General features: G+C 71.9%; 11 protein-coding genes. 9 read left to right on the top strand and 2 right to left on the bottom strand.

Annotated features, from left to right (window positions below):
• The coding region (locus CCN44_RS02570) for a LysR family transcriptional regulator (RefSeq protein ID WP_086696742.1) at window positions 1-876 on the top strand (876 nt) is incomplete at its 5' end.
• Window positions 877-886: 10 nt separating this feature from the next.
• Here CCN44_RS02570 and CCN44_RS02565 read toward each other — a convergent pair.
• A complete protein-coding gene (locus CCN44_RS02565; RefSeq protein ID WP_059248106.1) occupies window positions 887-1,357 on the bottom strand; it encodes a pyridoxamine 5'-phosphate oxidase family protein in 471 nt (156 codons plus the stop codon).
• 104 nt (window positions 1,358-1,461) lie between these two features.
• Between CCN44_RS02565 and CCN44_RS02560 the strand changes: the two genes are divergently transcribed.
• Window positions 1,462-2,106 (top strand): cysteine hydrolase family protein, encoded by a 645-nt coding sequence (locus CCN44_RS02560; protein ID WP_059248105.1) that lies wholly within the window; start codon window positions 1,462-1,464, stop codon window positions 2,104-2,106.
• A 7-nt stretch (window positions 2,107-2,113) separates the two neighbouring features.
• On the opposite strand, the gene CCN44_RS02555 is transcribed toward CCN44_RS02560, so the two are convergent.
• A complete protein-coding gene (locus tag CCN44_RS02555) occupies window positions 2,114-2,599 on the bottom strand; it encodes a Rieske (2Fe-2S) protein (protein WP_059248104.1) in 486 nt (161 codons plus the stop codon).
• A gap of 174 nt (window positions 2,600-2,773) precedes the next feature.
• On the opposite strand from CCN44_RS02555, the gene CCN44_RS02550 reads away from it, so the two are divergent.
• The 7 genes from CCN44_RS02550 (at window position 2,774) to CCN44_RS02520 (ending at window position 8,960) form a co-directional block, all read left to right on the top strand.
• Complete coding sequence (locus tag CCN44_RS02550) at window positions 2,774-3,550, top strand: HipA family kinase (protein ID WP_059248103.1); 777 nt, start codon at window positions 2,774-2,776, stop codon at window positions 3,548-3,550.
• Entirely contained in the window at window positions 3,547-3,996 is a 450-nt protein-coding gene (locus CCN44_RS02545; protein WP_059248102.1) for a DUF3037 domain-containing protein, read from the top strand. Before CCN44_RS02550 ends, CCN44_RS02545 begins: the two co-directional genes overlap by 4 nt.
• Window positions 3,997-4,144: 148 nt before the next feature.
• Window positions 4,145-4,906 carry a 3-oxoacyl-ACP reductase FabG gene (gene fabG, locus CCN44_RS02540; protein ID WP_059248101.1) on the top strand — a complete coding sequence of 254 codons (762 nt, stop codon included), beginning with the start codon at window positions 4,145-4,147 and terminating at the stop codon, window positions 4,904-4,906.
• Window positions 4,907-4,928: 22 nt separating this feature from the next.
• Window positions 4,929-5,690, top strand: a complete 762-nt coding sequence (locus tag CCN44_RS02535; RefSeq protein WP_059248100.1) for an SDR family oxidoreductase — start codon at window positions 4,929-4,931, stop codon at window positions 5,688-5,690.
• A gap of 193 nt (window positions 5,691-5,883) precedes the next feature.
• Window positions 5,884-7,461, top strand: a complete 1,578-nt coding sequence (locus CCN44_RS02530) for an ABC transporter substrate-binding protein (RefSeq protein WP_059248099.1) — start codon at window positions 5,884-5,886, stop codon at window positions 7,459-7,461.
• Between the two features lie 106 nt (window positions 7,462-7,567).
• Window positions 7,568-8,251 (top strand): uracil-DNA glycosylase, encoded by a 684-nt coding sequence (gene ung / locus CCN44_RS02525; RefSeq protein WP_086696741.1) that lies wholly within the window; start codon window positions 7,568-7,570, stop codon window positions 8,249-8,251.
• A 235-nt stretch (window positions 8,252-8,486) separates the two neighbouring features.
• Window positions 8,487-8,960 carry a hypothetical protein gene (locus CCN44_RS02520; RefSeq protein WP_059248097.1) on the top strand — a complete coding sequence of 158 codons (474 nt, stop codon included), beginning with the start codon at window positions 8,487-8,489 and terminating at the stop codon, window positions 8,958-8,960.
• Window positions 8,961-9,152: the final 192 nt, after the last annotated feature.

Genomic DNA, 9,152 nt, shown 5'->3' with positions numbered 1-9,152 from the left:
CTCGACGCCCTGGCCCGGCACGGCTCGGTCAGCGCCGCCGCCGAGGCGCTGCACGTCACCACGTCCGCGGTCTCGCAGCAGCTGGGCAAGCTGGAGCGGGAGATCGGCCAGCAGCTCCTCGCCAAGAACGGCCGGGGCGTCCGGCTCACCGACGCCGGCCGGCTGCTGTCGGAGCACGCGGCGCGCATCCTGTCGCAGGTCGAACTGGCCGAGTCCGACCTGGAGGCACACCGCGGCCAGGTCGTCGGCGAACTGCGGCTGTCGGCCTTCCCGACCGCCGCCCGCGGCCTCTTCCCCGCCGCGCTCGGCGCGCTGCGCACCGCGCACCCGGGGCTGCGCGTGCGCTCCAGCGAGCTGGAGCCGGAGCAGGGCATCGCCGGGGTCGTGCGCGGCGATCTCGACCTGGCGGTGGTCCTGGACTGGTACAACAAGCCGATGCCCGTGCCCGACGGCCTGGTCAAGGCGCCCCTGCTGGACGACCCCGCGGAGGTCGCCATGCCCGTCGGACACCGGCTCGCCGACCGGGACGAGGTGGACCTCACCGAGTTCGCCGAGGACGAGTGGATCACCTGGGGCGAGGGCGAGTTCTGCCACGAGTGGCTGATGTTCACCCTGCGGTCCAAGGGCGTCGAGCCGATCGTCGGGCACCGCGCGGGCGAGACCCACACCCAGCTCGGGCTCGTGGCCGCCGGGCTGGGCGTGTGCATCGCCCCGCTGCTGGGCCGGCACCCGGTGCCCGAGGGCGTCGTCCTGGTGCCGCTCAAGCAGCGCGTCCGCCGCCATGTGTACGTGATCTGGCGGGCGGACGCGGACCGCCGGCCCTCCATCCGCGCCGCGGTGGAGGCGCTGCGCGCGACGGCACGGAAGCTGGGCTGACCCCCGCGCCCTACACCCCGCCCAGCTTCCGGAAGTCCCAGGAGACGATCTTCTCCGGGACCAGCCGGGCCCACGCGTGCCGGCCGTCGTGCGGCATCTCGTCCAGACCGAAGTTCTTGCGCGCGAACAGCGTCTCGGCCGTGTCGAGTTCGGCGCACAGCTCGCCCCGGCGGGGCACCTCGCCCACGAACTCCACCCGGCCGGACAGCTCGACCCCGCGCAACTGGTCGTACTCCTCGCCGGAGTCGACCACGACGGCCACCCGCGGGTCCCGGCTCAGCTGGGCCCAGCGGCGGCTGCGCACCACCGAGTACAGCCACAGCGCGGCACCGTCCCACGCGAACCACAGCGCGCTCACATGCGGTGTGCCGTCGGCGGACACGGTCGCGACCCGGCAGGTGCGCTGGGTGGTGAGGAACTCGTCCAGCTCGCCGGGTGTCATCATGATCTTCCGGCCCCGGCGTTGCTGCGTGACGGTCATGCGGCCCCCTCTTCTCCCACGTGATGCCAGAGAACTATCGTGTGGTGCTGATCCTCTGACATCGCGTCAGAAAAGAGAACGGGTCTTCGCCGAGGAGGCGCGGCATGGCGTCGTACGAGCGACTCGCGGAACTCCTGGACCCCGTGAGCACCGTCCTGCTCACCGTGGAATGCCAGCAGGGCGTCGTCGGCCCGGACGGCGCGCTGCCCGAACTCGCCCGTGCGGCGCGCTCCTCCGGCGCCCTGCGGAACGTGGCCCGGCTGGTCGCCGCCGCCCACGCGAGCGGGACGCAGGTGATCCACGCGATCGCCGAGCGCCGCCCCGACGGCCGCGGCGCCAGCCGCAACGCCCGCCTGTTCCGGGCCGCCGAACGGCTTCCCGTGCAGCAGCTGACCGGCAGCACCGCGGTCCGCGTCGCACCCCCGATCGAGGTCGCCGAGGAGGACATCGTCGTACGGCGGCTGCACGGGCTGTCCCCGATCCACGGCACGGGCGTCGACGCCCTGCTGCGCAACCTCGGCTGTCGCACGCTGGTCGTCACCGGGGTCTCCGCCAACGTCGCCGTGCCGAACGCGGTGTTCGACGCCGTCAACCTCGGCTACACCGCCGTGGTCCCGGCCGACGCCATCGCGGGGGTGCCCGCCGAGTACACCCCCGCGATGATCCGCCACACGCTCGCGCTGGTCGCCACGGTGGCGACCACCGACGAGGTGCTCGGCTGCCTCGGGCGGGCGCGCGGGCGGCGCTGAGCCCGGCTCAGGCCAGCCTGATCTCGTCACCGGAGACGGTGATCTTCGCCGCGGCCAGCGCCTGCGTCGCCGGCCCCTTCTTCACACTGCCGTCCGTCACGGAGAACTCGCTGTTGTGACACGGGCAGACGATCACGCCCTTCGCCACGCTGCCCACCGCGCAGCCCTGATGGGTGCACTTGGACGAGAACGCCTTGTACGTGCCCGCCGTCGGCTGGGTGACCACGACTCCCTGGTCCTTGAAGATCTTGCCGCCGCCCTCGGGGATGTCCGCGGTCCTGGCGAGCGCGGCGCCGCCGGCTCCGCCGCCGTCCTGCGTGGCCCCGCCGGCGGCGGAGCCGGTGCCGTTGCCGGAGCCCGTGTCGACGGTGTCCGAGGAGTCGTCGCCCGAACCGCAGGCGGTCAGCGCGGCGGCGAGCCCGGCCGCTCCGACCGCCGCCACGACGGTACGGCGAGCCGGTCCCGCCGGGGACTGGGGCGATGCGCTGGTCATGTAGGGGTTCCCTTCCGCGGAGCTTCGTGGTCCGTCATGGGGTACGGCCCCGCGGCGGCGGCTGTTCAGACGGGCAGCCAGATCCTTTCCCTCCGGCGGTGAGCGGGCCGTGCGCCACGGCCGCGCGCCCGCTGCCGGCCGGACCCCCGGGCCGTACCCCAGTAACCTGGGGCGATGCTCAAGGAAGTCACCGCGACCCGCTACATCACGCCCCTGCGTGAGGGGGGCTCGCTGCCGGGGCTCGTCGAGGCCGACGACTTCGGGACCTATGTCATGAAGTTCACCGGCGCCGGACAGGGCCGCAAGACCCTGGTCGCCGAGGTGGTGTGCGGCGAACTCGCCCGCCGGCTCGGATTCCGCATGCCCCGGCTGGTCACCGTCCGGCTGGACCCCGTCCTCGGGCTCGGCGAGCCCGAACAGCAGGTGCAGGACCTGCTCCGGGCCAGCGGCGGCACCAACCTCGGCATGGACTTCCTGTCCGGCGCCCTCGGCTACGACCCGCTCGCCTTCCCGGTGAGCCCCGAGGAGGCCGGCCGGATCGTCTGGTTCGACGCGCTGGTCAACAACGTCGACCGCTCCTGGCGCAACCCCAACCTCCTCGTGCACCAGGGCCGACTGTGGCTCATCGACCACGGCGCCACCATGATCTGGCACCACAACTGGCCCGCGGCCGACACCTCGGCGGCCCGGCCGTACGACGCCTCCGACCATGCCCTCGCCCGCTTCGCCCCCGACGTGCCCGCCGCCGCGGCCGAGCTTGCGCCCCGGGTCACCGAGGACCTGCTCGCCGAGGTCACCGCCGAGATCCCGGACGCCTGGCTGGCCGGCGAACCGGGCTTCGACACCCCGGACGAGCTGCGCCGGGCCTACGCGCGGCCGTTGCTCGCACGGGCGGCCGTCATCGCCGAGCGGATCACCGGCCTCGGCTCCGGAACCGAGGAGGGCAAGTGAGCGAGACCCACATCCACATGGCCGGCCATGTCACCGAGCGCCACATCACCCGGGCGGGCCAGGGCGGCGACCGGGACGTGTTCGAGTACGCGCTGCTGCGGGTCGTACCCCGGGTGGAGCGCGGGGAGTGCATCAACGCGGGCGTCGTCGTCTACTGCCGCGCCCGGGGCTATGTCGGCGCCCGCACCCATCTGGACGAGGCCCGGCTGCTCGCGTTGGACCCGGCCGCCGACGTGGCCGGCGTGCGGGCCGCGCTCGGTGCCGTCGAGCGGCACTGCGCGGGCGGTGAACAGGCCGGACAGGCGGCCGGCGACGACGCGGGGCGCCGCTACCGCTGGCTGATCGCGCCCCGCTCCACCGTCGTCCAGCCCGGACCCGTGCACACCGGCCTGACCGCCGACCCGGCCGCCGAGACGGAACGGTTGCTGGACCTCCTGGTGAGGTAATGGATCACACCGGCCGGATGTGCCGTTGACACCGGGTGCCGGGGCTTCTAGCGTCACGGGTGCTGAAGGTACTAAGCGGTCGCTCACCGCACCGGCGGGCCCTCTCCCAGGGCCCGACAGGTTCTCTCAAGGGCGAGGAGAAGCAGCAATGTCCACCACTGAACAGCGGGTCGCGGTCGTCACCGGCGCGGCACGCGGCATCGGCGCCGCCACCGCCGTACGACTGGCCGCCGAGGGGCGCGCGGTCGCCGTCATCGACCTCGACGAGGCCGCCTGCAAGGACACCGTCGAGAAGATCACCGCGGCCGGCGGCAAGGCCATCGCGGTCGGCGCGGACGTCTCCGACGAGGCGCAGGTCGAGGCGGCCGTCGCCCGCATCACCGAAGAGCTGGGCGCCCCGACGATCCTCGTCAACAACGCCGGCGTGCTGCGCGACAACCTGCTGTTCAAGATGAGCGCCGCCGACTGGGACACGGTCATGAACGTGCACCTGCGCGGCTCGTTCCTGATGACCAAGGCCGTCCAGAAGCACATGGTGGACGCCGGCTGGGGCCGGGTCGTCAACCTCTCCTCGTCCTCGGCGCTCGGCAACCGCGGCCAGGCCAACTACTCGGCCGCCAAGGCGGGTCTCCAGGGCTTCACCAAGACCCTCGCCATCGAGCTGGGCAAGTTCGGCATCACCGCCAACGCCGTCGCCCCCGGCTTCATCGCCACCGAGATGACCAAGGCCACCGCCGACCGGGTCGGCATGGGCTTCGAGGACTTCAAGAAGGCGGCCGCCGGCCAGATCCCGGTGCAGCGCGTCGGCGAGCCCGAGGACATCGCCAACGCCATCGCCTTCTTCACCGGTGAGGCGGCCGGCTTCGTCTCCGGCCAGGTGCTGTACGTCGCCGGCGGACCGCTCGACTAAGGGATGCAGGGGTAACACGGACATGACTGAACTCCCGGAGCCGTCCGGCAAGGTCGCGATCGTCACCGGAGCCAGCCGCGGCATCGGCTACGGCGTCGCCGAGGCCCTGGTCGCGCGCGGCGACCGCGTGTGCATCACCGGTCGGGGCGAGGACGCCCTGAAGGAGGCCGTCGAGCAGCTCGGCGCCGAGCGGGTCATCGGCGTCGCCGGCAAGGCGCACGACCTGGACCACCAGGCCGAGGTCGTCGAGCGCACCATGGAGGCCTTCGGCCGGGTCGACTTCCTGGTCAACAACGCGGGCACCAACCCCGTGTTCGGGCCGATCGCCGACCTGGACCTGAACGTCGCCCGCAAGGTCTTCGAGACCAACGTGATCTCCGCGCTCGGTTTCGCCCAGAAGACCTGGCACGCCTGGCAGAAGGACAACGGCGGCGCGATCGTCAACATCGCCTCCGTCGCCGGCCTCGCGCCCTCGCCGTTCATCGGCGCGTACGGCGTCAGCAAGGCCGCGATGATCAACCTGACCCAGCAGCTGGCGCACGAGTTCGCGCCGAGGGTACGGGTCAACGCGATCGCCCCGGCCGTGGTCAAGACGAAGTTCGCGCAGGCCCTGTACGAGGGCCGGGAGGAGGAGGCGGCAGCCGCCTACCCGCTCGGCCGCCTCGGGGTGCCCTCCGACATCGGCGGGGCCGCCGCGTTCCTCACCTCCGAGCAGTCCGACTGGGTGACCGGTCAGACCCTCGTCGTGGACGGCGGCATCTTCCTGAACGCCGGCGTCGGCTGAGGCTGAGTATCTCTTCCGGGCGTCGATTTTCGGACGGATCGACGCCCGGAAGGCCCTTCGGGAACCGCATAGCGGAATGACAACGTGGTCATCGCTCAGTCGATCAGGAAGGGGCGTTTCCGGGCAGGTTCAGCGGTGCGAACGCTGCGGTATGGTCTGCCGACCTTGGTGAGGCAGATCGAGGAGCGTGCGCGTGTTCAACCGGAACCGATTCCTGCGGCGAGTCGCGGCGATCGCGTCCCTATCTCTGGTGGCCGGATGCAGTCTGTTGTCCGACGACGATCCGGACAGTCAGGGTCCGATCGTCGTGGGGACCACCAGCGCCCCCAGCACGCTGGACCCGGCCGGCGCCTGGGACGGCTCCTGGGAGCTGTACCGGAACATCTTCCAGACGCTGCTCGCCTACCCGAACGGCGCCACCACCCCCCAGCCCGACGCCGCCGAGAGCTGCTCCTTCACCGACTCCACCAGCCGCACCTACCGCTGCAAGCTGCGGGCCGGCCTGAAGTTCGCCGACGGTGACCCGCTGACCGCCGAGGCCGTCCGGTACTCGATCGACCGCATCCGCGCCATCGACGCCCCCGGCGGCCCCGCCGGGCTGCTCGGCAGCCTGGACCGCGTCCGGACCTCCGGCGACCGCGAGATCGTCTTCCACCTCAACCAGCCCGACGCCACCTTCCCTTTCGTGCTGGCCACCCCCGCCATGTCGATCGTCGACCCGGACGACTACCCCAGGGGCTCCCTGCGCGAGGACTCCTCCGTCCACGGCTCCGGGCCCTACGAGCTGGAGTCCTACGAGGAGGGCGACAAGGCCGTCCTGGTCCGCAACGACACCTACCAGGGCTTCGCCGAGCCGAAGAACGACGCGGTGACCATCCGCTACTTCAAGGACTCCGCCGGCATGGTCAAGGCGCTCAAGGACCGGCAGATCGACGTCACCTACCGAGGTCTCGCCGCCGACGACATCCTCGCCCTTCAGGAGCACGACGACGAGGAACTGCAACTGGTCGACGGCACCGGCACCGACATCAGCTACCTGGTGTTCAACCCCAAGGACCCCTGGGCCAGGCAACCCGCCGTGCGCAAGGCCGTCGCCCAGATCGTGGACCGCGGGGCGATCGCGCACAAGGTCTACAAGGACACCGTCGACCCGCTGTACTCGATGGTCCCCAAGGGCCTGACCGGCCACGCCACGGGCTTCTTCGACGACTACGGCGACCCGAGCGTCCCCAAGGCCCGCAAGATCCTCTCCGACGCCGGCATCACCCGGCCCGTCCCGCTCACCCTCTGGTACACCACCGACCGCTACGGCTCCGAGACGGCCCTGATGTTCCGGGAGCTGAAGCGGCAGCTGGAGGACTCCGGGCTGTTCACCATCACCCTCAAGAGCCGCCCCTGGAAGTCCTACGTGGTCGGCTACCAGAAGGGCGAGTACCCGGTGTTCGGGCGCGGCTGGTTCCCGGACTTCCCGGACGCGGACAACTTCATCGCCCCGTTCGTCGGCGAGCACAACGCCCTCGGCACGCCCTACCCGGCCAAGGAGATCACCGACCGGCTGCTGCCGCACGCGCGCGCGGAGAGCGACCGCGCCCGGACCGTCAAGGACCTAGAGGCGGCCCAGCAGATCATGGTGGACGACGCCCGGCTGCTCCCGCTGTGGCAGGGCCGGCAGTTCGTGGCGGCCAGCGTGGACATCTCCGGCGGCGAGCAGGCCCTGGACCCGTCGACGATCATGATGATGTGGATGCTGCACCGCAAGACCAGCTGGTGAGCCCGGCGGACGGCCCTCGCGGCACCGGTTGTCAGTGGTCGCCTGTAGGTTCTGAGACCTGGAAGTGACCGCACGCGTAGTTGATCGACATCGTGAGGACGTTGACGTGACCGACATCGCCATGCTGCCCGAGTCCTGGCGCGGGGTTCTGGGCGACGAGCTGCAGCAGCCCTACTTCAAGGAGCTGACGGAGTTCGTCGAGGAGGAGCGGGCGAAGGGTCCCGTCTACCCGCCGCGCGAGGAGGTCTTCGCCGCGCTGGACGCGACGCCGTACGAGCAGGTGAAGGTTTTCGTCCTGGGCCAGGACCCGTACCACGGCGAGGGCCAGGGCCACGGTCTGTGCTTCTCGGTGCGCCCCGGCGTGAAGACCCCGCCGTCCCTGCGGAACATCTACAAGGAGATGCAGGCGGAGCTGGGCCTGCCCATCCCGGACAACGGCTATCTGATGCCGTGGGCCCGGCAGGGCGTGCTGCTGCTCAACGCGGTCCTCACCGTCCGGGCCGGCGAGGCCAACTCGCACAAGGGCAAGGGCTGGGAGAAGTTCACGGACGCGGTGATCCGCGCGGTGGACTCCCGCCCCGACCCGGCGGTCTTCGTGCTGTGGGGGAACTACGCGCAGAAGAAGCTCCCGCTGATCGACGAGACCCGGCACGTGGTGGTCAAGGGCGCGCACCCCTCGCCGCTCTCCGCGAAGAAGTTCTTCGGTTCCCGCCCCTTCACGCAGATCAACGAGGCGATCGCCGCGCAGGGGCACGAGCCGATCGACTGGCGCATCCCGAACCTGGGCTGACGGGCCGGCGGTGGGGCGGTTCGCCAGGGGCGCGGGGCTGTATCGCTGTGCGGCTCCGCCCCGACGGGGGTGCCCCTGTTCGAGCGGAGCCGAGAACTCAGGGGGAGCGACCGGCCATCACGCATCCGCAGCCGCGCCACCGGCCCGTCAGCACAACGGCGCCGCCTGTCCGGGAATCCGGTCGGCGCCGGTTAGCGTCAGCAGCGGACCATTGCCAACGCCCCGGAGGGACCCCGTGGTGGAGCGACAGGAGCAGGCGGCCCCGGAGGCCGTGCTGACGCGGATCGGGCAGGTCGTGATGCTGCACCACGGCGGCGACCGCGAGGAGGCCCGCAGCCGCTTCCTGGACCTGTGGGCGGAGATCGGCGAGGAGGGTGACCCGCTGCACCGCTGCACCCTGGCCCACTACCTGGCCGACACCCAGGACGACCCGGCGGACGAACTCGCCTGGGACCTGCGGGCGCTGTCGGCGGCGGAGGAGCTGGCCGACGGCCGCGCGGGCGGCGACCCGGCGAGCGTCCAGGGCTTCTTCCCCTCCCTGCACCTCAATCTGGCCGCCGACTACGTCAAGCTGGGCCGCGCCGAGGCCGCCCGCAGCCATCTGCGCCGGGCCCGCGCCGCCGCGGGCCTCCTCGCCGACGACGGCTACGGCGAGGGGGTGCGGTCCGCGATCAGCCGGCTGGCGCTGCGTCTGGAGGAGGACGAGTAGCGCTCCGCGGGTGCCGGGTGCCGGGTGCCGGGGGGCGTCTCGCCGTGCGCCGCGCCGTCGTGGCTGGTCGTGCAGTGCGCCGCGCCCCTCGTGGCGTGCGTCAGCGGCCGTACGCCTGGTCGCAGATCCTTGCTTCGGGGCTGTCCTTGTGCCAGCCGCCGTACGTCCTGCCCAGGGTGCACACGTCCGGGG

Source organism: Streptomyces tricolor (genome assembly GCF_002155905.1).
Taxonomy (GTDB): domain Bacteria; phylum Actinomycetota; class Actinomycetes; order Streptomycetales; family Streptomycetaceae; genus Streptomyces; species Streptomyces tricolor.
This window is presented reverse-complemented; position numbering and strand designations above follow the sequence as displayed.